Annotated in this window: 21 protein-coding genes; 12 read left to right on the top strand and 9 right to left on the bottom strand. The window is 74.2% G+C overall.

What is annotated here, in order from left to right:
* Nucleotides 1-3 precede the first annotated feature (3 nt).
* Nucleotides 4-2,532 (top strand): cation-translocating P-type ATPase, encoded by a 2,529-nt coding sequence (locus IEZ00_RS28235; RefSeq protein ID WP_189226382.1) that lies wholly within the window; start codon nt 4-6, stop codon nt 2,530-2,532.
* Entirely contained in the window at nt 2,529-3,431 is a 903-nt protein-coding gene (locus tag IEZ00_RS28230) for a universal stress protein (RefSeq protein WP_189226381.1), read from the top strand. The genes IEZ00_RS28235 and IEZ00_RS28230 overlap by 4 nt, the downstream gene beginning before the upstream one ends.
* A 256-nt stretch (nt 3,432-3,687) precedes the next feature.
* On the opposite strand, the gene IEZ00_RS28225 is transcribed toward IEZ00_RS28230, so the two are convergent.
* On the bottom strand, nt 3,688-4,143 hold the full coding sequence (locus IEZ00_RS28225) for a universal stress protein (protein ID WP_189226380.1): 456 nt from the start codon (nt 4,141-4,143) through the stop codon (nt 3,688-3,690).
* Between the two features lie 463 nt (nt 4,144-4,606).
* Here IEZ00_RS28225 and IEZ00_RS28220 point away from each other — a divergent pair, with 463 nt between their 5' ends.
* Genes IEZ00_RS28220 through IEZ00_RS28205 form a run of 4 tightly spaced genes read left to right on the top strand, consistent with a single transcriptional unit; the run spans nt 4,607 to nt 10,014 of the window.
* Nucleotides 4,607-6,958: a phosphoketolase family protein gene (locus tag IEZ00_RS28220; RefSeq protein WP_189226379.1), complete on the top strand. Its 2,352-nt coding sequence runs from the start codon at nt 4,607-4,609 to the stop codon at nt 6,956-6,958.
* Nucleotides 6,958-8,034, top strand: a complete 1,077-nt coding sequence (locus IEZ00_RS28215; protein ID WP_189226378.1) for an acetate/propionate family kinase — start codon at nt 6,958-6,960, stop codon at nt 8,032-8,034. Before IEZ00_RS28220 ends, IEZ00_RS28215 begins: the two co-directional genes overlap by 1 nt.
* Before the next feature lie 40 nt (nt 8,035-8,074).
* Nucleotides 8,075-8,410 (top strand): ArsR/SmtB family transcription factor, encoded by a 336-nt coding sequence (locus IEZ00_RS28210; RefSeq protein WP_189226377.1) that lies wholly within the window; start codon nt 8,075-8,077, stop codon nt 8,408-8,410.
* Entirely contained in the window at nt 8,407-10,014 is a 1,608-nt protein-coding gene (locus tag IEZ00_RS28205; protein ID WP_189226376.1) for a SulP family inorganic anion transporter, read from the top strand. The genes IEZ00_RS28210 and IEZ00_RS28205 overlap by 4 nt, the downstream gene beginning before the upstream one ends.
* Nucleotides 10,015-10,029: 15 nt before the next feature.
* On the opposite strand, the gene pflA is transcribed toward IEZ00_RS28205, so the two are convergent.
* The 3 genes from pflA to IEZ00_RS28190 are packed head-to-tail and all read right to left on the bottom strand — an operon-like array spanning nt 10,030 to nt 14,095.
* Complete coding sequence (pflA, locus tag IEZ00_RS28200; protein ID WP_189226375.1) at nt 10,030-10,803, bottom strand: pyruvate formate-lyase-activating protein; 774 nt, start codon at nt 10,801-10,803, stop codon at nt 10,030-10,032.
* Nucleotides 10,803-13,061 (bottom strand): formate C-acetyltransferase, encoded by a 2,259-nt coding sequence (gene pflB / locus IEZ00_RS28195; RefSeq protein WP_189226374.1) that lies wholly within the window; start codon nt 13,059-13,061, stop codon nt 10,803-10,805. Before pflB ends, pflA begins: the two co-directional genes overlap by 1 nt.
* Entirely contained in the window at nt 13,058-14,095 is a 1,038-nt protein-coding gene (locus IEZ00_RS28190; RefSeq protein WP_189226373.1) for a zinc-binding dehydrogenase, read from the bottom strand. Before IEZ00_RS28190 ends, pflB begins: the two co-directional genes overlap by 4 nt.
* A 171-nt stretch (nt 14,096-14,266) precedes the next feature.
* Here IEZ00_RS28190 and IEZ00_RS28185 point away from each other — a divergent pair, with 171 nt between their 5' ends.
* Nucleotides 14,267-14,767, top strand: coding sequence for a flavodoxin family protein (locus IEZ00_RS28185; protein ID WP_189226372.1), 501 nt, complete (start codon nt 14,267-14,269; stop codon nt 14,765-14,767).
* Here IEZ00_RS28185 and IEZ00_RS28180 read toward each other — a convergent pair.
* Nucleotides 14,748-15,224, bottom strand: a complete 477-nt coding sequence (locus IEZ00_RS28180; protein ID WP_189226371.1) for a hypothetical protein — start codon at nt 15,222-15,224, stop codon at nt 14,748-14,750. The two genes, IEZ00_RS28185 and IEZ00_RS28180, sit on opposite strands and share 20 nt — an antisense overlap.
* Before the next feature lie 246 nt (nt 15,225-15,470).
* Between IEZ00_RS28180 and IEZ00_RS28175 the strand changes: the two genes are divergently transcribed.
* The gene (locus IEZ00_RS28175; protein ID WP_189226370.1) at nt 15,471-16,571 is read left to right on the top strand and encodes an SH2 domain-containing protein; all 1,101 of its coding nucleotides are present in this window, start codon (nt 15,471-15,473) and stop codon (nt 16,569-16,571) included.
* A gap of 73 nt (nt 16,572-16,644) precedes the next feature.
* On the opposite strand, the gene IEZ00_RS28170 is transcribed toward IEZ00_RS28175, so the two are convergent.
* The gene (locus IEZ00_RS28170; RefSeq protein ID WP_189226369.1) at nt 16,645-17,157 is read right to left on the bottom strand and encodes a hypothetical protein; all 513 of its coding nucleotides are present in this window, start codon (nt 17,155-17,157) and stop codon (nt 16,645-16,647) included.
* A 29-nt stretch (nt 17,158-17,186) separates the two neighbouring features.
* Nucleotides 17,187-17,621 carry a universal stress protein gene (locus tag IEZ00_RS28165; RefSeq protein WP_189226368.1) on the bottom strand — a complete coding sequence of 145 codons (435 nt, stop codon included), beginning with the start codon at nt 17,619-17,621 and terminating at the stop codon, nt 17,187-17,189.
* Between the two features lie 210 nt (nt 17,622-17,831).
* Between IEZ00_RS28165 and IEZ00_RS28160 the strand changes: the two genes are divergently transcribed.
* The 3 genes from IEZ00_RS28160 (at nt 17,832) to IEZ00_RS28150 (ending at nt 20,857) form a co-directional block, all read left to right on the top strand.
* A complete protein-coding gene (locus IEZ00_RS28160; RefSeq protein WP_189226367.1) occupies nt 17,832-18,410 on the top strand; it encodes a CBS domain-containing protein in 579 nt (192 codons plus the stop codon).
* A gap of 3 nt (nt 18,411-18,413) precedes the next feature.
* Complete coding sequence (locus tag IEZ00_RS28155; RefSeq protein ID WP_189226366.1) at nt 18,414-19,019, top strand: Rv1733c family protein; 606 nt, start codon at nt 18,414-18,416, stop codon at nt 19,017-19,019.
* Nucleotides 19,020-19,162: 143 nt separating this feature from the next.
* Nucleotides 19,163-20,857, top strand: a complete 1,695-nt coding sequence (locus IEZ00_RS28150; RefSeq protein ID WP_189226365.1) for a GAF domain-containing sensor histidine kinase — start codon at nt 19,163-19,165, stop codon at nt 20,855-20,857.
* Between the two features lie 52 nt (nt 20,858-20,909).
* Here the strand turns inward: IEZ00_RS28150 and IEZ00_RS28145 are convergent, their stop codons facing one another.
* Together IEZ00_RS28145 and IEZ00_RS28140 are read right to left on the bottom strand one after the other, a co-directional pair.
* Entirely contained in the window at nt 20,910-21,563 is a 654-nt protein-coding gene (locus tag IEZ00_RS28145; protein ID WP_189226364.1) for a response regulator transcription factor, read from the bottom strand.
* Nucleotides 21,564-21,718: 155 nt separating this feature from the next.
* Nucleotides 21,719-22,453, bottom strand: coding sequence for a DUF6544 family protein (locus IEZ00_RS28140; RefSeq protein ID WP_189226363.1), 735 nt, complete (start codon nt 22,451-22,453; stop codon nt 21,719-21,721).
* A 163-nt stretch (nt 22,454-22,616) separates the two neighbouring features.
* Here IEZ00_RS28140 and IEZ00_RS28135 point away from each other — a divergent pair, with 163 nt between their 5' ends.
* Nucleotides 22,617-23,627 carry a zinc-dependent alcohol dehydrogenase gene (locus IEZ00_RS28135; RefSeq protein WP_189226362.1) on the top strand — a complete coding sequence of 337 codons (1,011 nt, stop codon included), beginning with the start codon at nt 22,617-22,619 and terminating at the stop codon, nt 23,625-23,627.
* Nucleotides 23,628-23,639: the final 12 nt, after the last annotated feature.

Genomic DNA, 23,639 nt, shown 5'->3' with positions numbered 1-23,639 from the left:
GCGATGATCCCGGTGGACCTCGCGACGGGCGGCCTCACGTCGACCGAGGCCGCCCGTCGCCTCCGCGAGGACGGGCCGAACACCCTGCCCACCAGCCGTGGTCCCCACCCGGCCGCCTTGCTGGCCAAGCAGTTCGCGCACTTCTTCGCGCTGCTGCTATGGGCGGCCGCCGCCCTCGCCTACGTCGCGGGGATGCCGGAGCTGTCGGTCGCCATCGTGCTGGTCGTGCTGCTCAACGGGGTGTTCGCGTTCGCCCAGGAGTACCGCGCCGACCGCGCCGCCCAGCGCCTGCGCGACCTGATGCCCGCTCGCACCACCGCGTTGCGCGACGGCAAGCCCGTCGTGGTGGACGCCGCGGGCCTGGTCGTCGGCGACCTGGTGCTGCTCACCGGCGGCGACCGGGTCTGCGCCGACGCGCGCGTGCTCGCCGCCGCGGCGCTGGCCGTGGACGAGTCGATGCTCACCGGCGAGAGCGTGCCCGCCCGCCCGGTGGCGGACGACGCGGTGCACGCGGGCACCTACGTGTCCGAGGGCGAGGCGACGGTGCTGGTCACCGCCACCGGGGCGGGCACCCGGCTGGCGGGCATCGCGGCGCTGACCCGTCAGGCGCACCGGCCGAGGAGCCCGCTGGCGCTGCGGCTGCACCGCGTGGTCACCGTCGTCGGCCTCATCGCCGTGGCTGTCGGCGTCGCCTTCTACGGCGTCGCGCTGCTGCTCGGCCTCGGGGCCACCGAGGGCTTCCTGTTCGCCGTGGGCGTCACCGTGGCGCTGGTGCCCGAAGGGTTGCTGCCGACCGTGACGCTGTCGCTGGCGCGTGCCGCGCAGGCCATGGCACGCCGCAAGGCATTGGTCCGCCGCCTGGACGCGGTGGAGACGCTGGGTGCGACCACGTTCATCTGCACCGACAAGACCGGCACGCTGACCCGCAACGAGATGTCCGCGGTGCGCGTGTGGACGCCTGCGGGCGAGGTGTCCGTGACCGGTGAGGGGTACGCGCCCGCCGGGCGGGTGCTCGGCGCGCCGGACGCGCTGGTGGCTGTGCGCACCCTCGCGGTCAGCGCGTTGCGCTGCGCGCCCGCCGCCCACGCCGAGCAGCGCGACGGCCGGTGGCGGGCAGTCGGTGACCCGATGGAGGTCGCGTTGCACGTGCTGGCCGCGCGGCTGGGGGTCGACGCCGCCCTCGCGGACGGCGTGCGTTTCCCCTTCGACCCCCGCCGCAGGCGATCGTCCGCAGTGGACGGTGCGGGTGTGCACGTGATGGGTGCGCCGGACTCGGTGCTCCCGCTGTGCGCACCGGAGCCGGGGGCCGAGGCGGCGATCGCGCGGCTGGGGGAGCAAGGGCTCAGGGTGCTCGCGGTGGCGTGGCGGCCAGGCGATGCGGACACGTGGGAGGCCGCCGAGCGCGAGTTGCACCTGCTGGGTCTGGTGGCGTTGCAGGACCCGCCGCGCGACGACGTGGCCGAGGCCATCCGCTCCTGCAGGGTCGCGGGTGTCCGGTTGGCCATGGTGACCGGTGACCACCCGGCCACCGCTCGCGCCGTCGCCGCCGAGGTCGGCCTGCTCGGACCGGACCGGCTGGTGGTGACCGGCGCGGAGCTGCCCGCCGACGACGACGCGCTGGGTGAGCTGCTCGACCGCGACGGTGTGGTGGTCGCCCGCGTCACCCCCGAGGACAAGCTGCGCATCGCCCGCGCGCTGCAGCACCGGGGCCACGTGGTGGCGATGACCGGTGACGGGGTCAACGACGGCCCGGCGCTGCGCGCGGCGGACATCGGCGTGGCCATGGGCGCCTCCGGCACCGACGTGGCCCGCGAGGCCGCCGACCTGGTGCTGCTGGACGACCACTTCGGCACCATCGTCGGCGCGGTGGAGCTGGGCCGGTCGACCTTCGCCAACATCCGCCGGTTCCTGACCTACCACCTGACCGACAACGTCGCCGAGCTGACCCCGTTCGTGTTCTGGGCGCTGTCGGGCGGGTCGTTCCCGCTCGCGCTGAGCGTGCTGCAGGTGCTCGCGCTGGACATCGGCACCGACCTGCTGCCCGCGCTGGCGCTGGGCGCCGAGTCGCCCAACCGGCGCACCATGGACGGGCCCGCCCGCACCGGGCCGCTGATCGACCGCTCGGTGCTGCGCCGCGCCTTCGGCGTGCTGGGGCCGGCCGAGGCGCTGGCGGCCATGGCGGCGTTCACGCTGGTGCTGCTCGCGGGCGGCTGGCGCGTCGACGACCCGGTGCTGCCGGCCACCGCCTCGGGCACCGCGTTCACCGCGATCGTGCTCGGCCAGCTGGCCAACGCGTTCGCCTGCCGCAGCGCCACCAGACCGGTGACGACCTTGCTGGGCAATCGTCTGCTGATCGGCGCGGTGCTGTTCGAGCTGGCCGTGCTGGCCCTGTTCCTGTACGTGCCGCCACTGCCCGACCTGCTGGGCGGCAGCGCGCCGACCCCGCTGGGCTGGCTGCTGGCGGCGGTGGCGATCCCGGTCGTCCTGCTGGCCGACGCGGGGCAGAAGTCGATGAGGAGGAGATCCAGGTGAGCGGACCCGTGGTGGTCGGCGTGGACGGTTCCACGCCCGCGCTGGACGCGGTGCGGTGGGCGGTGGGGGAGGCCGGGAGGCGGGGAGCACCGCTGCGGCTGGTGCACGCCGAGCTGGTGCTGCCCCACGACCTCCAGGACCCGGACGGCCGGATTCGCGCGGCACTGCGCGAGCAGGCGGCGCGGTGGCTGCGCGAGGCGGCGGACGTGGCGCGGTCGATCGACCCGGATGTGCCGGTCGAGCCGCGCGTCGAGGTCGCCGAACCGGCGTCGCTGCTGCTGGCCGAGTCCGAGGGCGCGAGCGCGGTGGTCGTCGGCTCCAGGGGGCTGGGCGGGTTCACCGCCCTGCTGCTGGGGTCCACGGCCATCGCGCTGACCAGCCGAGGGGGTTGCCCGGTCGTGGTGGCGCGCGGCGAGCAGCGCACCGGACCGGTCGTGGTCGGCGTGCACGACGACCACCCCCTCCTGCTGGCGCACGCCTTCGAGCAGGCCGCCGCCCGCGGTGCCGGTCTGGTCGCCGTGCACGCCTGGCACGCACCGCCCGAGGCGTTCGCCGACGCCATGGCCGACGCGCTGGGCGTCGACGTGGCCGACCACGACGCGGCGCACGGCGGCAAGCTGGCGGGCATCCTCGCCCCGTGGCGCGACAAGTACCCCGATGTCCGGCTGGAGCTGGTCATCGCCCACGGCAACCCCGCCCGCGCACTGCTGGACCGCGCCCGTGACGCCTCGCTGCTGGTGGTCGGCTGCCACGGCCGAGGGGCACTGACGGGCTTGCTGTTCGGCTCCACCAGCCACGCGCTGCTGCACCACGCGCCGTGCCCGGTGCTGGTGGTGCGCGAGGGCGGGGGAGCGGTCGCGACCGGCGCGCCGCGAGCCGACGCGCCAGGGCGGAGCTGACCACGGCGTCCGGCAGGCGCCCGCGGCGCTCGGTCCACGAGGCCGGGCCGCCGCGGTCGCAGGCGGAACTGGTCAAGCCCCGGGAGCGGGTGCACCCAGTGGTACTTCCCGCGCTACACCGCGCACCTGCTGTCGACCGTGCCGTACAAGGTGCCCGACCACGCCGCGTCGCTGCGCTGAGCCAACCGCCAGGACAGCGCTGCCGACAGGCGTCCGCCCCGCACCACGCTCGTGGTGCGGGGCGGACCCGACGGGGCTACCGGAACTCTTGCGCGACCGGGCGCGGGTGGACTCCGGGGCTCTCGTCGTCCCCTCCGGCCGGGACGATGACGACCGGGCACTTGGCGTGCCGCAGGCAGTAGGTCGCCACGGCACCCGCGACCGCCACGTTCCCGCGCTGGTACCGGTGGCCGCCCAGCACCAGCTTGTCGGCGCCGTGCGACAGCGCCACCAGCGCGGGGCCGGGGTCGCCGTCCACCAGCAGTTGCGCGACCCGCACGCCGGGCGTCGGGGGCAGCCCCTCGACGGCCTCGCGCAGGGCCCGCCGGTGCGCGCTGCGGAAGGCGTCCTCGCCGCTGCCGCCCGCCGGGTGCATCCGGCACACCGACACGGCCACCACCTCGCCGTTCGTGGCGTGCCGCGCCGCCCACCGCAGGGCGTCGGCACCGGCGGGCGAGGCGTCCACTCCGACGACGACCTTCGTCTCGCTCATGACCTGCACCTCCTCCAATCCGACACGTCGCCGGGTGGGTGAGCCCGCGCTCGTCCACCCGCTCGTTGGGGCGTCGCAGTCAGGTGTGGTCGCCGATGATGGGCGCCGGGTTGGCCGGTGGAGGTGAAGCGGGCCAGTGGCCATCCGGCGGCCCACATCAGCAGCGTCATCACCGCGCCAGGGATCGCCGCGGGGCGCGGGTCGTCGCCCGCTCGTCCTGTCGGAGTGGGCTACCGCTGTCATGGCTTCGTCTCCTCCGCTTCCGCCCTCGCATCCAGTCTGGTCCGCGCGGTGACCGGACGACGCGTGCGAAGGTCCCGACCACGTCGGGACGTCCGGGTGCGCGGTCCCGCGTCGCGCAGGGCCGAAAGTCCTCGCCGTGCGTGTCCCCGGTCCCTGGGGCAGCATCGGTTCCGAAGGCAGGCTGAAGACCGACGTCCCCGGACCCCACAGGAGAAGCGACATGTCGCAGTCGGACGACCTGGCCCTCGTCGACGCCTACTGGCGCGCGGCCAACTACCTCTCGGCCGGGCAGATCTACCTGCTGGACAACCCGCTGCTCACCACGCCGCTGACGCCCGAGCACATCAAGCCCCGGCTGCTGGGGCACTGGGGCACCACGCCGGGCCTGAACTTCGTCTACGCGCACCTGAACCGGGTGATCAACGCCCGCGAGCTGGAGGTGCTGTTCGTGACCGGCCCCGGCCACGGCGGGCCTGCGCTGCTGGCCAACACCTGGCTGGAGGGCAGCTACAGCCAGACGCACCCGGACGTGCCGCGCGACGCCTACGGGATGCGGCGGCTGTTCCGGCAGTTCTCCTTCCCCGGCGGGGTGCCCAGCCACGTGGCGCCGGAGGTGCCCGGCTCCATCCACGAGGGCGGTGAGCTGGGCTACTCGCTAGCGCACGCGTTCGGCGCGGCGCTGGACAACCCGGACCTGCTGGTCGCGTGCGTGGTCGGCGACGGCGAGGCGGAGACCGGTCCGCTGGCCGCCAGCTGGCACCTGACCAAGTTCCTCGACCCGGCGCACGACGGCGCGGTGCTGCCGATCCTGCACCTCAACGGCTACAAGATCGCCAACCCGACCGTGCTGGCGCGCATCCCGCACGAGGAGCTGGACGCGCTGCTGCGCGGCTACGGCTACACCCCGCGCTACGTCGAGGGCGACGACCCCTCGACCATGCACGTCCGCATGGCCGAGGTGCTCGACGAGGTGGTTGACGAGATCGCCCGCATCCGGCAGGCGGCCCGCGCGGGGCAGACCGAGCGGCCGAGGTGGCCGATGATCGTGCTGCGCAGCCCCAAGGGCTGGACCGGTCCGTCCGAAGTGGACGGCGTTGCGGTGGAGGGCACCTGGCGCTCGCACCAGGTGCCGCTGGCGGGTGTGCGCGACAACCCCGATCACCTGCGGCTGCTGGAGTCCTGGCTGCGCTCCTACCGGCCCGAGGAGCTGTTCGACGCCGACGGCCGCCCGCGCGAGGAGCTGCTGGCCCTGGCGCCGCGCGGCGAGCTGCGCATGGGCGCCACCCCGCACGCCAACGGCGGTCTGCTGCTGCAGGAGCTGCGGATGCCCGACGTCCGCGAGCACATGGTGGAGGTGACCAAGCACGGCGGCGGCACCTCCGAGCCGACCCGCGCGCTGGGGCGGATGCTGCGTGACGTGATGGTCCTCAACGCCGAGGCGCGCAACTTCCGCGTCTTCGGCCCGGACGAGACCGCCTCCAACCGGCTGGACGCGGTGTTCGAGGTGACCGGCAAGCAGTGGCAGGCGGGCACCGAGCCGGTCGACGAGCACCTGAGCACCGACGGCCGGGTGGTGGAGGTGCTCTCGGAGCACCTGTGCCAGGGCCTGCTGGAGGGCTACCTGCTGACCGGGCGGCACGGCCTGTTCAACTGCTACGAGGCGTTCATCCACATCGTGGACTCGATGTTCAACCAGCACGCCAAGTGGCTCAAGACGCACCGCTCGATCGACTGGCGTCGCCCGGTCGCCTCGCTGAACTACCTGCTGTCCTCGCACGTGTGGCGGCAGGACCACAACGGCTTCTCCCACCAGGACCCCGGCTTCATCGACCACGTGATGAACAAGAAGGCCGAGGTCGTCCGGGTCTACCTGCCGGTGGACACCAACACCCTGCTGTCGGTGACCGACCACTGCCTGCGCAGCCGCGACTACGTCAACGTCATCGTCTCCGGCAAGAACCTCACGCCGGACTGGCTGGGCCCGCAGGAGGCCGCGCTGCACTGCGCCCGCGGCGCGGGCATCTGGGAGTGGGCGGGCACCGACGACCGGATGGACGAGCCGGACGTGGTGCTGGCCTGCGCGGGCGACGCGCCCACCCTGGAGGTCATGGCCGCGACCGCGCTGCTGCGCGAGCACCTGCCGGAGCTGAAGGTGCGCGTGGTCAACGTGGTGGACCTGATGCGGCTGCAGCCGGAGACCGAGCACCCGCACGGGATGTCCGACCGGGAGTTCGACGCGATGTTCACCCCGGACAAGCCGGTGATCTTCGCCTACCACGGCTACCCGTGGCTGATCCACCGGCTGACCTACCGGCGCACCAACCACCGCAACATCCACGTGCGCGGCTACAAGGAGGAGGGCACCACCACCACGCCGTTCGACATGCTGGTGCTCAACGACATGGACCGCTACCGGCTGGTCACCGACGTCATCGACCGGGTGCCCGGCCTCGGCCCGAAGGCGGTGGGGCTGCGGCAGCTGATGACCGACCAGCGCACCCGCCACCACGCCCACATCCGCGAGCACGGCGAGGACCTGCCCGAGATCCGCAACTGGAGCTGGCCGTACTGATGGACGTGCTGGTGGTCAACGCTGGCTCGTCCAGCCTGAAGCTGAGCGTGCTGGGCGAGGACGGCGAAGTCCTCGCCCAGCACCACGTCGAGCGGTGGGACGGCGCCTCCGAGCTCGACCTGCGGCTGCCGCCGGTGGACGCCGTGGGCCACCGCGTCGTCCACGGCGGCTCGCGCTTCACCGCCCCCGTGGTGATCACCCCCGTGGTGCGCCGGGAGATCGCCGCGCTGACCGAGCTCGCGCCGCTGCACCAGCCGCGCGCGCTGGCGGGCATCGACGCGGCGCTGGCCCTGCTGCCCGACGTGCCGCACGTGGCGTGCTTCGACACGGCCTTCCACCGCACGCTGCCCGCCGCCGCGGCGACCTACCCGCTGCCGGGGCGCTGGCGGGCCCGCTGGGACCTGCGCCGCTACGGCTTCCACGGCCTGTCCCACGCCTACGCCTCGCGCCGCGCGGCCGAGCTGGCCGGTCTGCCCGGTGCCCGCGTGGTGAGCTGCCACCTCGGCGCGGGCTGCTCGCTGGCCGCGGTCCGCGACGGGCGCTCGGTCGACACCACGATGGGCTTCACGCCGCTGGCGGGACTGCCGATGGCCACCCGCAGCGGCGACCTCGACCCCGGCCTGCTGCTGCGCCTGCTGGACCACCTCGGCGCCGAGGACCTGGCGGACGGCCTGGCGCACCGCTCGGGCCTGGTCGGCCTGTCCGGGCACGCCGACATGCGCGACGTGCACGCCGCCATCGCCGCGGGCTCCGCCGACGCCCGCCTGGCCCTGGAGGTGTTCACCCACCGGTTGCGGCAGGGGATCGCGGCCATGGCCGCCTCCCTGGGCGGGCTGGACCTGCTGGTCTTCACCGGCGGCATCGGCGAGCACGACCCCGAGGTCCGCGCCCGCGTGCTCGACGGGCTGGCGTTCCTGGGCCTGCGCCTGGACCGGGACCGCAACGACGCCGCGCGCGGTGACGCCCGCGTCACCGCGGACGCCTCGCCGGTCCCCGCGTGGGTGGTCGAGGCCCGCGAGGACGTCGAGATCGCCGCGGGCACCCGCCGCGCCCTGGACGAAGTCGCAGTCTTGTAGAATTGAAGAAATCTTCAATTCTTCGACTTCGGAGGACGCCGTGCCCCTCCCGCTGCACCAGGCCAAGGCCGAGTTCTTCCGGATGCTCGGGCACCCGGTGCGCATCAGGGTGCTCGAGCTGCTCCAGGACGGTCCCAAGCCGGTGCGCGACCTGCTGGCCGACATCGGCGTCGAGGCGTCCAGCCTGTCGGCCCAGCTGGCGGTGCTGCGCCGCTCGGGCATCGTCACGGCCACCCGCGACGGCACGACCGTGGTGTACGCGCTGGCCAGCCCCGATGTCGCCGAACTGCTGCGGATCGCGCGGCAGGTCCTCACCGGCCTGCTGACCGGGCAGAACGAGCTGCTGGCCCTGCTGCGCGAGGAGGAGGGCGCGTGACCACCTTCCTGCCCGCGCGGACCGACTGGTCCGGGGCGACCCGGCGCGACCTGCTGGCCGGGGTGACGGTGGCGATCGTGGCGCTGCCGCTCGCGCTGGGCTTCGGCGTCGCCTCCGGCCTCGGCGCGGCTTCGGGCCTGGTCACCGCCGTCGTGGCGGGCGCGCTGGCGGCGGTGTTCGGCGGCTCCAGCCTCCAGGTGTCCGGGCCCACCGGCGCGATGACCGTGGTGCTGGTGCCCATCGTCGCCCGCTACGGGGCGGACGGCGTGCTCACCGTGGGTCTGCTGGCGGGCGTGCTGCTGGTGCTGCTCGCGGTGGCCCGCGCGGGTCGCTACATGCGCTACGTGCCCGCGCCCGTGGTGGAGGGGTTCACCATCGGCATCGCGGCCGTGATCGCCTTGCAGCAGGTGCCCGCCGCGCTGGGCGTGCCCACTCCAGCCGAGGAGCACGTGGTGCTGGCCGCCGCCGAGGCCGTCGCGGACTTCGCCGCCGCGCCGCGCTGGGAGGCGGTCGCGCTCGCGGTGGGCGTGGCGCTGGTGATGCTGCTGGGCGCGCGGTGGCGGCCGGGCGTGCCGTTCTCGCTGCCCGCCGTGGTCGTGGCGACCGTGCTGGCGCAGTGGGCCGCGCTGCCGGTGGCCAGGATCGGCGAGCTGCCCGCCGCGCTGCCCGCGCCGTCGCTGGCGTTCCTGGACCCGTCGGCTCTGTGGTCGTTGCTGCCATCGGCGGTCGCGGTCGCCGCCCTCGCCGCGCTGGAGAGCCTGCTGTCCGCCGCCGTCGCCGACGGCATGAGCGTCAACCAGCGGCACGACCCCGACCGCGAGCTGTTCGGCCAGGGCCTGGCCAACCTGGTGGCGCCGCTGTTCGGCGGGGTGCCCGCCACCGCCGCCATCGCGCGCACGGCGGTCAACGTGCGCTCGGGAGCCACCTCCCGGCTCGCCGCGCTCACCCACGCCGTGGTGCTGCTGCTGATCGTGCTGGTCGCCGCGCCGTGGGTGGCGGGCGTCCCGCTGGCGGTGCTGGCGGGCGTGCTGCTCGCCACGGCGGTCCGCATGGTCGAGGTCGGCTCGGTGCGCGCGCTGGCCCGCGCGGGCCGCTCGGACGCGGCGGTGCTGGCGCTGACCGCGGTGGCCACGCTGGCGCTGGACCTGGTCACCGCGGTGATCGTCGGCCTGCTGCTGGCCGGGGTGTTCGCGCTGCGGGCGGTGTCGCGCTCGGCGCGGCTGGAGGAGGTGCCGCTGGAGCCGGGCGACCACCGCGAGGAGGAGCGTGCCCTGCTGGCGCAGCACATCGTCGCCTACCGGCTCGACGGGCCGCTGCTGTTCGCCGCCGCCCACCGGTTCCTGCTGGAGCTGACCGAGATCACCCCGGTGGCGGTGGTCGTCCTGCGCATGTCGCGGCTGTCGGCGGTGGACGCCACCGGCGCGCAGGTGCTGCGCGACGCGGTGCGGCGGCTGGAGCACCGCGGGGTCACCGTGCTGGTCTCGGGCGTGCGCGAGGAGCACCGGCGGGCGCTGGACAACCTGGGCCTGCCGGTGTTCGACAGCACGCCCGAGGCGATCGAGCACGCCCGCGAGCACCTGCGGGAGCGCGGACTGCTGGCCTGATCCGCGTCCCCGGCCTCACGCCTGCAGGCCGTGGGCGCGGAACTGACCGCGCACCCGCTCGACCAGCTCCGCGTCCGGCACCGGCGTGTCGGCCAGCTCGAACGGCAGGCCGATGGCCGCGTACTTCGGCGCGCCCATCTTGTGGAAGGGCAGCACGTCCACCCGCTCCACACTGTCCAGAGTGGACGCGAACGAGGCGATGCCCTCGACGTTGTCCCACTCGTCGGTCAGGCCGGGCACCAGGACGAACCTGATCCACATCGGCTTGCCCAGCTCCGCCAGGCGGCGCGCGAAGGCCAGGGTCGGAGCCACCTCGCCGCCGGTGACGCGCCGGTAGGTGGCCGGGTGCCAGGACTTGATGTCCAGCAGCACCAGGTCGGTGTCGGCCAGCAGCCGGTCCGACGCCCGCGCGCCCAGCAGGCCGGAGGTGTCCAGGGCGGTGTGCAGGCCCAGCCCCTTCACCGCGCGCAGCAGCTCGCCGGTGAACTCCGGCTGCAGCAGCGGCTCGCCGCCGCTGATCGTCACCCCGCCGCCCGCGACTTGGATGAACCTGCGGTAGCGGGAGATCTCGGCGACGACCGACTCGACGGTGACGCGCCGCCCGTACCGCGCGAACCGCGTCTCCGGGTTGTGGCAGTACAGGCAGCGCAGCGGGCACCCGGCCGTGAAGAGCACGAACCGGGTGCCGGGGCCGTCCACCGCCGTGGCCAGGTCCCAGGAGTGGATCGTCCCGGTGGTCACCGCGGTGGTTGCCGCGGTGGTTGCCGCGGTGGTTGCCTCAGTCGTCATCACAGCGACCCGTGGAAGGTGCGGTCGACCACGTCGCGCTGCTGTTCCGGGGTCAGCCGCACGAAGTTCACCGCGTACCCGGACACCCGGATGGTCAGCTGCGGGTAGCGCTCCGGGTGCGCCATGGCGTCCAGCAGCACCTCGCGGTTGAGCACGTTGGCGTTGAGGTGGAAGCCGCCCGCGTCGGTGTAGGCGTCGAGCACGCCGACCAGGTTGTCCACCTGCTCCTCCGCCGTCCTGCCCAGGCCCGACGGCGTGATGCTCGCGGTCAGCGAGATGCCGTCGCGCGCCTGGTCGTAGGGCAGCTTCGCCACCGACAGCGCGGCGGCGACCAGGCCGTGCCGGTCGCGCCCGTTCATCGGGTTCGCGCCCGGCGCGAACGGCTCGCCCGCGCGCCGCCCGTCCGGGGTGTTGCCGGTGTGCTTGCCGTAGACCACGTTGGAGGTGATGGTGAGCACCGACTGGGTGTGCACGGCGTCGCGGTAGGCGGGGTAGCGCCGGACCTTGCCCATGAAGTCCTCGACCAGCCCGACGGCGATCGCGTCGGCGCGGTCGTCGTTGTTGCCGTAGCGGGGGAACTCGCCCTCCACGACGTAGTCGACGGCCAGCCCGGTCCCGTCGCGGACGACCCGCACGCGGGCGTGCTCGATCGCCGACAGGCTGTCCGCGACCACCGACAGGCCCGCGATGCCGCACCCGAGCAGCCGCTGCACCGGGTGGTCGTGCAAGGCCATCTCGATGCGCTCGTAGGCGTACTTGTCGTGCATGTAGTGGATGATGTTCAAAGCGTCCACGTAGGTCCTGGCCAGCCAATCGGTCATCCGGTCGAACGCCTCGCGGACCTCGCCCGCGTCCAGGTGGTCGCCCGCCAGCGGCGGGTGGGCGGGACCGACCTGCTCACCGCTGACCTCGTCGCGCCCGCCGTTGATCGCGTACAGCAGCGCCTTGGCCAGGTTGACCCGAGCGCCGAACAGCTGCGTCTGCTCGCCCACCCGCATGGCGGACACGCAGCAGGCGATGGCGGTGTCGTCGCCGAAGCGGGGGCGGATCAGCTCGTCGTTCTCGTACTGGATGGAGCTGGTGTCCACCGACACCTTGGCGCAGAACCGCTTGAACCCCTCGGGCAGCCGGGGTGACCACAGCACGGTCAGGTTCGGCTCGGGGGCCGGGCCGAGGTTGTAGAGGGTCTGCAGGAACCGGAAGCTGGTCTTCGCGACCAGCGGGCGGCCGTCCTCGCCGATGCCGCCGATGCTCTCGGTCACCCACGTCGGGTCGCCGGAGAACAGCTGGTCGTAGGCGGGCGTGCGGAGGAACCGCACGATCCGCAGCTTGATCACCAGGTCGTCGACCAGCTCCTGGGCGTCCCGCTCGGTCAGCGCGCCCGACTCCAGGTCGCGCTGGAGGTAGACGTCGAGGAACGTGGAGGTGCGCCCGAGCGACATGGCCGCGCCGTTCTGCTCCTTCACCGCCGCCAGGTAGGCGTAGTACAGCCACTGCACGGCTTCCCGCGCCGTCCGGGCGGGCCCGGAGATGTCGTCGCCGTAGGAGGCGACCATCTCCTTCAGCTCGTGCAGCGCGCGGATCTGCTCGGCCAGCTCCTCCCGGTCGCGGATGACCGACTCGGTGGACGGCACGGCGTCGATCGCGGCCCGCTCGGCCCGCTTGGCCTCGACGAGCCGGTCCACGCCGTACAGCGCCACGCGCCGGTAGTCGCCGATGATCCGGCCGCGGCCGTAGGCGTCGGGCAGGCCGGTGATGATCCCCGCTTTGCGGGCGCGTTTGATCTCCTCGGTGTAGGCGTCGAACACGCCGTCGTTGTGCGTCTTGCGGTACTTGGTGAAGATCTCCCGCACCGCGGGGTCCAGCTCGTAGCCGTAGGCGTCCAGGCTGGTCTCCACCATCCGCAGACCGCCCTGCGGCATGATCGCGCGCTTGAGCGGCGCGTCGGTCTGCAAGCCGACGACTATCTCGCGTTCGCGGTCGATGTAGCCGGGCGCGTGCGAGGTGATCGAGGACGGCACGCGCGCGTCCACGTCGAGCACGCCGCGCTCGCGCTCCTCGGCGAACAACCCGGTCAGCGCGTGCCACAGAGCGGTGGTCCGCTCCGTCGGCCCGGCCAGGAACCCCGCGTCGCCGGTGTAAGGCGTGTAGTTGTCCTGGATGAAGCCGCGCACGTCGATCGCGTTCCGCCACGCCTGGCCGCGGAACCCGGCCCACGCGCGGACCCGCTCCTCCACCGCTTCTTCCACCGCGGTCATCGCGTCAGCACCACCTTCAGCGCGCCGGTCTGCGCCGACCGCGCGAACACGTCGTAGGCCGCGTCGAACTCGTCCAGCCCGAAGCGGTGGGTGATGAACCGCTCCGCGTCCAGGCGCCCCGCCGCCAGCATCCTCAGCAGCGCGGGCGTGGTGGCGGTGTCCACCAGGCCGGTGGTGATGGTGACGTTGCGAATCCACAGCCGCTCCAGGTGCAGCGCGGCGGCCTTGCCGTGCACGCCGACGTTGGCCACCCGGCCGCCGGGGCGGATCAGCCGCGCGCACAGCTCGAAGGTCTCCGGCACGCCGACCGCCTCGATCGCGACGTCCGCGCCGCGCCCGCCGGTCAGCTCCGCGACCGCGCCCTCGACGTCCTCGGCGGCGTTGACGGTCGCGTCCGCGCCGAACTGCTTGGCCGCGTCCAGCCGCGACGGGGCCAGGTCGACGGCCACCACCAGGCCGGGGCTGAACAGCCGCGCGGTCTCGACCGCGGCCAACCCGACCGGGCCCGCGCCGACCACGACCACGGTCTGGCCCGGCAGCACGCGACCGTTGAGCACGCCCACCTCGTAGGCGGTGGGCAGGATGTCCGACAGCATGACCGCGGCCTCGTCCGCGACGCCGTCGGGCAGCAGGTGGGTGGAGGTGTCGGCGAAGGGCACCCGCAGCAGCTCCGCGTGCGTGCCGTCGACCAGGTGCCCCAGCACCCAGCCGCCACCGCCCAGGCACTGGCCGTACCCGCCTGCGCGGCAGTACTCGCAGCGCCCGCAGGCGCTGATGCACGACACCAGCACGCGGTCGCCGGGCTTGACGCCGGTCACCGCGGCGCCGACCCGCTCCACCACGCCGACGGCCTCGTGCCCCAGCACCCGGCCCGGCTCCACCTCGGGCACGTCGCCCTTGAGGATGTGCAGGTCGGTGCCGCAGATGGTGGCCGCGGTGATCCGCACCACCGCGTCGGTCGGGTCGACCAGCTCGGGGTCCGGCACGTCCTCCCAGGCCCGCCTGCCGGGCCCGTGGAAAACCATCGCCTTCATGGGGTCCTCCTCGCACTGCGCTCACCTCAAGGCTTCCCCGGCGGGTCCACGGGGGACAGGGCCGTCGGTCCCACGTGGCCGCGCCGGAGGTCCCGGCCGTCGCGGGGTGTTCGCCGCTGTCCGCCCGCCGCGCCTCGGCGCACCGTGGAGGTGACAGGAAGGTGGTCCGCCATGTCACGCGCACTCGTGGTCTACGAATCCATGTTCGGCAACACCAAGGCCATCGCCGAGGCGATCGGCACCGCACTGGCCGCCGAGGTCGTCGAGGTCTCCGACGCCCCCGACGTCCTGCCCGAGGACGTCGGGCTGCTGGTGGTCGGCGCGCCCACGCACGCGTTCGGGCTGAGCAGGCCCGCCACCCGCAAGTCCGCCGCCGACCAGGCAGGCGCCGAGCTGGTCTCCGCCGGGCGCGGGGTCCGCGAGTGGTTGGACGCCCTCGCGCCGCACGGGCGCCGCGTCACCGCGCACGCCTTCGACACCAGGCTCAGGGGCGGCTGGCTGCCAGGCTCGGCCGCCAAGGCCATCGCCAAGCGGCTGCGGGCCCTGCACTTCGAGGTGCCGGAGCGGCCGATGTCCTTCCACGTCACGGGGACGCCCGGTCCGCTGCTGGTCGGCGAACCCGCCCGCGCCACGGCCTGGGCGCGGGCCATGCTCACCGGTACTCCGGCCTGACGGCACTCGGATCGCCTTCCTGGTCACCGGGGCCGGTGCGCGCCCACAGGACGCGCACCAGTGCCGCGGTCTGGACCAGGAAGGCGATCAGGACGACGGCGCCGATCGAGGGCAGCCCCACCGCCAGCACCGACGCCCAGTCCACCGCCGGGTCGTCGAAGGCGAACGGGAACACCGACCAGGTCGTCCAGAGCACGGTCATGGCGAAGGCGGTGGTGACCACGTCGCAGGCCAGGCGCACCAGGCGGTGCGGCCGGACCAGGCATGCGATGGCCGCCACCAGGCCGACGGCCAGCGCGATGTCGAACACCACCACCACCGCGCCCGCCCGCTCGGTCAGGAAGGGCACGGCACGCCAACCTGGGGAGAGGTTCACCAGGACCAGCAGGACCACGTTGGCCGACACCGCGAACAGGTCGCCCAGCGGTCGTGCGGATCGGGTCGTCGTGCTCGTCATGTCGACCTCCTCGGGCCACGCGCGCGGGGTGGGGAACCACCCCCTCCCAGTCGGCCACCACCGGGCACGGGGGTACAGCGGCCGATGACCCGTCCGGAGCGGGACCAAGGACCCGCGGAAGGCGGGCCGAGGCAGGAAGTCCCAGTGGGGCAGGGGCGAACGATCCGGAACCGGGCACCGACGCCTCTGCCCGCACCGCCGCGGCGGGCGGAGGCTGGACGGGGCGAAACGGGTCGGGAGGTCGAGATGTCGCGCTCGTTCAGGAATCTGGGTGTGCTGGTGTCCACGGCGGCGCTCTGCGTCGGGGTGTCCGCGTTCGAGGGGCGCGCGGAGGTGACCGAGCCCACCACGCCGCAGTCGCCTGGCCAGCACCGGGCGGTCACCGACCGGACTGGCGGCTACTCGATCAGCGTCGCCGCCAACGGGTGGTCGTTCCCCCGGCCTCGGGTCGGAGTGGGGCACGGCCCCGGCCCGGACGTCCCGCTCCGCGGCGAGCTCGTGGCGGAGCACGTCCTCACCGCGACAGCCGCGTTCGACCGGCAGTCCTACCGGAACGGTGACATCGCGCTGCTGGTGCTGACCGTGACCAACGGTGGCCGCGCGGCGGTTCCCGGCGTCACCGGCAGCTTCGACGAGGACGGCGGGACCGCTGTCGACCTCGGGGATCTGCGCTACCCCGGTCCAGGGGTCACCCTGCCGCCCGGCGGGACGCGGACCGTCCAGGTGCGCCTCCCCGTCGACGACCACCGGGCCGACCTGGGGCGCATCAGGGTGAGCGGGGCCTTCGGCTCACCGCCGTTCGGCGAGGGCAGCGCCGGGGCGTCCGCGCTCGCCCGCGTCCCCGGCCGCCGCGCGGCGCGCGTCGAGGGGCTGCTCGCCGTGCGCCGCGCCTCGGCGTCCGACGTCGCGGGAGCGCTGACGAGCAGGCCGCTGCCGGGCGCGGAGGTCCATCTCAGGGACCAGGTCACCGGTGCGGTGCTGGTCAGGGACACCACCGACGAGCAGGGGCGGTTCGGGTTCTCCGACGTGCCGGTCGGCCTGCACGACACCGGGGTGGTGGGACCGTGGGAGATCGCCTCGGGCAAGGACTTCCCGGTCAGCGCGGGCGGCGATCCCGGCGTCCGCCTGGTGCTCGTCGAACCCGGTCCGGAGCAGCCCGACCCGGACTCGACCACCTTGGCGACCACCTCACCGGAGGTGGGCACCGCCGCGCCCACCACGCCCTCGGACGCGGGCTCCGGGCTGGCGGGCACCGGCACCGGCGCGTCCTGGCGCGCGCTCGCCGGTCTGCTCGCGCTGCTGACGGGCGCGCTCCTGGTCGCGGCTGCCCGGCGCGGGCGGACCTGACCGCCACCGGAGAAGGGCACGCGGGTGCCGCCCCGGTCGACCACGACCGGGGCGGCACCACGGGACAGCGCCCTCAACGCGGGCGACTGCGGGCGCTGTCCCGCCGCACCGAGCGCAGGATCGCGCGCTGCAGCAGCCCCAGCAGCGGGCTGATCAGCCCTCGGCCGTGGCGGAGGCGTTGCCAGGACCGCGGGTCGGTGGCCGTGACGCGGAACTCGCAGGTCACCAGCGCGCGGCACTGCCCGTAGGGCAGCACCGACAGCGAGCAGGCCACCTTGAGGTGACCGGGCAGGGCGAAGTCCACGAAGTCCCTGGCCTCCAGCTCGCGCGGGCGGGCGGGGGACCTGGACGGGAGGATCGAGCCGAACACCAGCTCCGCGCCGGGGCGCTCGCCGAGCACGCTCCAGCCCGGCCGCTCCCACAGGCGGGAGCGCGGGGCGGGGCGTTCGCGCACGGTGCGGTAGGCCGTGGCCGGATCGGTCCGCACCACGCACGCCGTGGTGCGGGTGAGGTCGGGGTGCGCGGCCAGCTGGTCGATCAGCAGCGGCAGCGGCAGCGGCAGCCGGGTCGGGGTCGTGGTGGTCATGGCGGGTCACCTCCGTGGGGCGGGATCGGTCAGGTGCGCCGGGGCGGCACCACGACCACCGGGCACGCCGAGTGGCGCAGGCAGGTCGCGGGCACGTCGCCGAGCAGCGCCTGGACCAGCGCGCCGCGTCCGGTGGCGCCCACCACGAGCAGGTCCGCCTGCCGGGACGCGTCGGTGAGCGCCCGGCCCGCGTCGCCGACGATGGTCACCTCGACGACCTCGGGCGCTCGGGGCACCCGTGCGCGCACCTGCTCGACGATCTCGTGCAGCTCCCGCGCGGGGTGCCTGCGGTCGGGCTGATCGCCGTGGGGGTGCTCGCCCGGCGACGCGGCGGGCACCGGCTCCGGCTCGCGTGACCACGCCATGACCGCCTCGACGGACGCGCCGGTGCGCGTCGCTTCGTCCAACGCCCAGCGCAACGCCCCGCGACTGGCGGGCGACCCGTCCACACCGACGACGATCATCCGGCACCTCCTGGCTCCAGCGTGCGCTGCGGGGTTGCGACGGCGGGAGGGCACAAGGTCACCGCGGAGCGGAGTCCATGCGCACCGGAAGTCCCGAGCCGGACCTCGGGGGCTCGACTCGGGTTCGCGGGCGAATCGGGACCAAGGACTCCGCGAGCGAGGGCCCAACCGCACTACCGCGCGCACCGGGACGGGTGGATCGTCACCGGTATGAACGCCGCAGATGTGATGACCCGGCCGGTCGTCTCGGTCACCCCGGCCACGACCGTGCGCACCGCGAGCGCGCTGCTGGTGGACCACGGCTTCGCCGCCCTGCCCGTGGTGGACGTGCAGAAGCACCTGGTCGGCATCGTGTCCGGAGCCGACCTGCTGGTGGCCAGCCTCGGCCGGGACGCCGCCGCGACGGTGCGGCAGGTGATGACCGCGCCGGTGGTCAGCGCCCCGCTGACCGCCACGCCCGCTGAGCTGGCGGGCGCGGTGCTGGGCCACCGGCTGCGCTGCCTGCCGGTGGTGGACGCCCGCGGCGTGCTGGTCGGTGTGATCAGCCGCAACGACCTGCTGCGCGTGCTGACCCCGGAGGACGACGTCCTGGCGGGCAGGGTCGACCGCCTGCTGCGCGCCTACAGCCGCACCCGGCGCTGGCGGGTCGAGGTGGCGGACGGCCGCGTCGTGGTCACCGGCCCGTTCGACGACGTGGCGGAGCAGCAGGTGGTCACCGCGCTGGTGCGGACCGTGCCGGGAGTGACCGACGTGAATCCGCACAAGTTCTACGAGCCGCTGGACGCCTGAGGGATGGCGGAGGTGAACGCGCGGGCGGCGACTCCGGTTGCCCGGTGGGCCCGCCGCTTGTTCGACTGGCGCAACCCGCTGGCCCGCGCCGACGACCGGCTGGAGGCTGTCCTGCTGGCGAGCGCGGTCGTGGTGGCCGTGCTCGGGGTGCCGTTCGCCGCCGCGCTCGGGTCGGAGGTCTACGCCGACCGGTCGGCGGCGTCTCGTGATCAGCTGCTGGGCAGGAGGCAGGTGGACGCGGTCCTGCTGGCCGACGCGCCCAGCTCGGCGGGGGGCGGCGGCTTGGTCGTGGGGCCGAACGTGCTGGCCGAGTGGCGACTGCCCGACGGCACGACGCGGCGCGACGAGATCCCGGTGGCCAACGACGTCCTCGCGGGCAGCGTCGTGCCGGTCTGGGTCGACGCGAGCGGGACGAGGGTGCCCGCGCCGCTGACCGCGAGGGGCGCGGTGGTCGACGCGGTGGCCGCCGCGACGGGTGCCTGGACGGCGCTGTGCGCCGCGCTGGCGCTGCTGTGCCTGGTGGTCCGCCTGCTGCTGGACCGGCGCAGGCTGCGTCGGTGGGAGCAGGGCTGGTGCGAGGTCGAACCGGCCTGGCGGCGGCTGGTGTGACGACCGCGGCGGCCCCACGGCCCGCAGGGCAAGACCACCGCCACGCGGCCCGCGCAGGGAGGACGTCCGGCTGGGACCCCGGCGTGGCCGCTGCCCGAGTGGTGGACTTGGCCCGTTCCGCGCGCTCGTGCAACGCTGGGATCATGGTCGCCCAAGGAGATGATGCCCCGCGCCGCCTGCTGGGTGGTCTGCGTCTGGACGAGCTGCTCGACGAGATGCGCGAGCGGTTGACCGAGATCGGCTCGACCCGCGACAAGATGCAGCGCCTGCTGGACGCGGTGCTGGCGGTGGGCGCGGGGCTGGAGCTGGACTCGACGCTGCAGCGGATCGTGCAGGCGGCGGTGGAGCTGGTGGGCGCGCGCTACGGCGCGCTGGGCGTGCTGGGCACCAGGGACGACCTGTCGCAGTTCGTCTACGTCGGCATCGACCAGGAGACCCGCTCGCACATGGGGCACCTGCCGCAGGGCAAGGGCCTGCTGGGGCTGCTGATCAAGGATCCGAGGGCGATCCGGGTGCACGACCTGAGCGAGCACCCGGCGTCGGTGGGCTTCCCGCCCAACCACCCGCCGATGCACAGCTTCCTGGGCGTGCCGGTGCGGGTGCGCGAAGAGGTGTTCGGCAACCTCTACATGACCGAGAAGATCGACGGCGGTGACTTCACCGCCGACGACGAGGTCGTGCTGAGCGCGCTGGCCGCCGCCGCCGGTGTGGCGGTGGAGAACGCGCGGCTGTTCGAGCGGTCGCGGATGCGCGAGCGCTGGCTGGAGGCCACCGCCGAGGTCAACTCCGAGCTGCTGGGCGGCGCCTCTCCCGACGACGCGCTGCACCTGATCGCGCAGCGGACCAGGGAGCTGTCCTCGGCGTCGATGTCGCTGATCGTGCTCAACGAGGGCGTGGACGCGCCGCGGCTGCGGGTGGCCGCGGGCGCGGGGGCGCAGGTGGAGGGGATGCTCGGCGGGTTCTTCGGCGGCACCGGATCGGTCGTGGCGGAGGTGCTTGACTCGGGCACGCCGATGCTGGTCGAGGACCTGGAGGGCAGGCTGGGGCACGTGCAGGCCGACGTGGGGCCCGCGGTGGCGGTGCCGCTGCGGGCGGGCAGCGCGGTGACCGGGGTGCTGCTGGCGGCCAGGGACAAGGGCGCGGCCCAGTTCGGCGCGGACCAGGTGCCGATGCTGGCCTCGTTCGCCGACCAGGCGACCGTGGCGCTGGAGTTCGCCGAGAACCAGCGGGCGCGGCGGCTGGTGGACGTGCTGGAGGACCGCGACCGGATCGCCCGCGACCTGCACGACCACGTCATCCAGCGGCTGTTCGCCACCGGCATGAGCCTGCAGGGCGCGGTGGCCTCCATCCGCGACCCGAGGGTGCGCGAGCGGGTGCAGAAGGCGGTGGTGCAGCTGGACGAGACGGTGCTGGAGATCCGCACCTCGATCTTCGACCTGCAGGGCAGCGACGACGCGCCGGGGCTGCGCCGCCGCCTGCTGGACCTGGTCTCTGAGCTGACCGAGGACGCCTCGGTCACGCCGACCGTGCGGATGTCGGGCACGGTGGACAACTCGGTGCCCGAGCACATCGGCGAGCACGCCGAGGCGGTGGTGCGGGAAGCGGTCACCAACGCCGTCCGGCACGCCCGCGCCTCCGAGGTCGTGATCACCGTCGAAGCGGGCGACACGCTGACGATCACGGTGCTGGACAACGGCGTCGGGATGCCCGCCGCGGTGGCCCGCAGCGGGCTGCGCAACCTGGAGCGGCGCGCCGCCGAGCTCGACGGCACCTGCGTGGTGGGCCCCGGCCAGGACGACCGCGGCACCCGCGTCACCTGGCAGGTCCCCCTGCCCTGACCGGCCACCCGGGAACCCGGCGATCGGGCGGCACCGCGAACCGGGCGCCGGGCTACTCCTCGTTGCTCGGCGCGCCCGCCCTGCGCAGCTTCGTCGACAGCACCGCGGCCTGCGTGCGGCGTTCCAGGCCGAGCTTGGCCAGCAGGTGCGAGACGTAGTTCTTGACCGTCTTCTCGGCCAGAAACATCTTCTCCGCGATCTGCCGGTTGGTCAGGCCCTCGCCGATGTAGTCGAACACGGTGCGCTCCTGCTCGGTGAGCGCGCGCAGCGGGTCGCCCTCCTCCCGCTCCCGGCGGATGCGGTTGAGCAGCGCCGCGGTCGAGCGGGCGTCCAGCAGCGACCCGCCCGCGGCGACCGTGCGCACCGCGTTCTGCAGGTCGTTGCCGAGGATGCGCTTGAGCACGAAACCCGAGGCCCCGGCCATGATCGCGTCGAACAGGGCCTCGTCGTCGGTGAACGAGGTCAGCATCAGGCACTTCAGCTCCGGCATCCGCGAGCGCAGCTCCCGGCACAGCTCGATGCCGTTGCCGTCGGGCAGCCGCACGTCCAGCACCGCCACCTCCGCGCCGCTGCCCGGCACCCTGGCCAGCGCCTCGGCCACCGAGGCGGCCTCGCCCACGACTTCGAGGTCCTCGCCGCTGTTGAGCAGCTCCCGGACCCCCACCCGGACCACCTCGTGGTCGTCCACCAGGAACACCCGCGCCACTGAATCCACTCCTTCTTCGCCTGCCAACGACCTTCGCCGACACCGCCGCCGCGGCACAGGGTCCAAAGACCCTGCTGCGCCGCGCTCAACGTCCCGGGCGGCGGCGGGCGGCACCGCCGATCCTCCCGCCGCCACCCCGCGCCCGCAGCGCGGGATCACGGGTTGTAGGTGATCTCCGCGCCGGTGTAGTCGAACTGCGCGTAGGCGAACGGCCCGTCGGGCAGCCGCCACGCGGCGGTGGCCCGCCGTGGCCGCATCCGGCCCACCACCAGGCACCACCCGTCGACCTGGACCGACCAGCGGGTCTTGACCAGGCCCTCGGGCAGGTCGGCCCAGCGGTCCTCGGTGGTGAACTCGCGGGGTGCGCCCCGGTCGTCCACGGTGACGCGCGCGGTGACCGAGTTGCCGCGGTCGGCCAGGGTCAGCTCGAAGGCGTGCTCGTCCACCGCGGTCCACTCGACGGGCAGGCGCAGCAGCATCGACGGGGCCAGCAGGACGGCGTCGGCCAGGAAGGTGACCAGCTCGCCGAGGTCGTACTCGGGGCCGTGGCCGTCGGCGACGGTGAACAGGCCCAGCGCGGTGGCGTGCACCCGGCCGTGGCCGTCCGCGTAGCCGTCCTCGGCCCGCACCGGGACGAGGTGGGCGAGCCTGAGCCGCATCCGGTAGTCGCGGGTCAGGTCCGCGGCGCTGTTGTGCTGCTCGCTGGTGCAGGCGGTCCAGCGCCGGTCGGGGCGCAGGCGGAAGAAGCCGTGCGTGGTGGCCTGGAACGACCGGTCGACCGGCTGTCCGGGCACGCGCGTGAACCTCAGGTAGCGCTGTGCGGGCTCGGGCAGGCGGGCGATCTCGGCCGCGGTGACGTGGTCGATCCGCGTGGCGCCGATGTGCGGCATGGTGCACCTCCACCTCCCAGGCTGCGCCGCCGCCGGGGCGGGCGGCAGGGTCCAAGGCAACGGTCGGCACGGGACTTCCGACCGGGGCGCCGGGTGGCCGCGCCGAACCAGACTCCGCTGTGGATTCGCGGTTGTGGAATCGCGCTGATCACGAGGAGTCGCGGTGAGGGAAGCAGTCGTCACGCAACTGGGCGCGCCGCTGGAGGTCCGGGAGGTGCCGGTGCCGGAGCCCGGCGCGGGGCAGGTCCGGGTGCGCTTGGAGGCGTCGGGCATCTGCCACACCGACATCCACGCCGCCAACGGCGACTGGCCGGTCAAGCCGAGCCCGCCGTTCGTGCCGGGGCACGAGGGCGTCGGTGTGGTCGAGGCGGTCGGCGCGGGTGTCGACCCCGCGCGGATCGGCACGAGGGTGGCGATCCCGTGGCTGGGGCGCGCCTGCGGCGAGTGCTCCTACTGCGTGTCGGGGTGGGAGACGCTGTGCGAGCGGCAGCGCAACACCGGGTACTCGGTGGACGGCTGCTACGCGGAGCAGACCCTGGCGGACGCGCGGTACGTGGTGCCCGTGCCGGATGGCGTGTCCAGTGTGGACGCTGCCCCGCTGACGTGCGCCGGTGTCACCACCTACAAGGCAGTCAAGGTCGCGGGGGTGCGCTCGGCCGAGCGGGTCGCGGTGTTCGGCATCGGCGGCCTGGGGCACCTGGCGCTGCAGTACGCGCGGATCGCGGGCGGGTTCACCGTGGCGGTGGACGTGGAGGCGGCCAAGCTGGAGCTGGCCCGCGAGCTGGGAGCCGACCACACCGTCAACGCGGCCGAGGGCGACCCGGTCGCCGAGATCCGGGCGCTGGGCGGGGCGGACGTGGCCATCGCCACGGCGGCCTCGCCGCGCAGCTTCCGGCAGGCGTTCGAGTCGCTGCGGCGCGGCGGCAGGCTGGTGTGCGTTGGTCTGCCCGCCGACGGCAGGCTGGAGCTGCCGGTGTTCGACGTGGTGCTCAAGGGCATCAGCGTGGTCGGCTCCATCGTGGGCACCCGCGCCGACCTGGCCGAGGTGTTCGCGCTGCACGCCGCCGGGCGCACCGAGGTGGTGGCCCAGACCCGCGAGCTGGAGGAGGTCAACGACTCCTTCGCCGAGGTGCTCGACGGCCGGGTGCCCGCGCGGCTGGTCATCCGGTTCTGACGGCCCAGGCCC

The organism is Saccharothrix coeruleofusca, assembly GCF_014648515.1.
Lineage (GTDB): Bacteria > Actinomycetota > Actinomycetes > Mycobacteriales > Pseudonocardiaceae > Actinosynnema > Actinosynnema coeruleofuscum.
The sequence above is the reverse complement of the archived record's forward strand: the minus strand, read 5'-3'. Positions and strand labels throughout refer to the sequence as shown.